Source organism: Streptomyces sp. WM6386 (assembly GCF_000972385.1).
Lineage (GTDB): Bacteria > Actinomycetota > Actinomycetes > Streptomycetales > Streptomycetaceae > Streptomyces.
Genome location: NZ_JXTE01000641.1, coordinates 1 through 361, shown reverse-complemented (window position 1 = coordinate 361; position 361 = coordinate 1). Strand labels below are relative to the sequence as shown.

Below are 361 nucleotides of genomic sequence, written 5' to 3'. Positions count from 1 at the left end.
GGGCCGATGCCCGCGATGTCGTACGCCGCCCTGGAGGGGTCCCCCGTCGGGCTCTCGACGACGTCCCCGACCGGGAACGACGGGCTCTGCACCTCGAAGGCGCCGAGCCGACGGCTGCGCAGGGCGGTGGCCCGGACCCGCACGGGGGCGGACGTGTACTTGTGGGCCTGGTCGGCACGGCACAGCACGATCGCCGCCGCGCCCTCGTTCGGACCGCAGTACATGTACTGGCGGAGCGGGTAGTTGAGGACGGGCGAGGCGAGGACCTGTTCCGGTGTGAGGGGCGTGCGGCGCCAGGCCTTCTCGTTTCCGGCCGCGTTGCGGAAGTTCTTCGACGCCACGCGCGCGAGCGTTTCGTGGG

The 361-nt window shown here is 72.6% G+C and carries 1 pseudogene; it reads right to left on the bottom strand.

What is annotated here, in order from left to right:
• Nucleotides 1-341 (bottom strand): annotated as a pseudogene (locus TN53_RS43055) (thiolase family protein); the annotation flags it as partial.
• Between the last annotated feature and the right edge of the window lie 20 nt (nucleotides 342-361).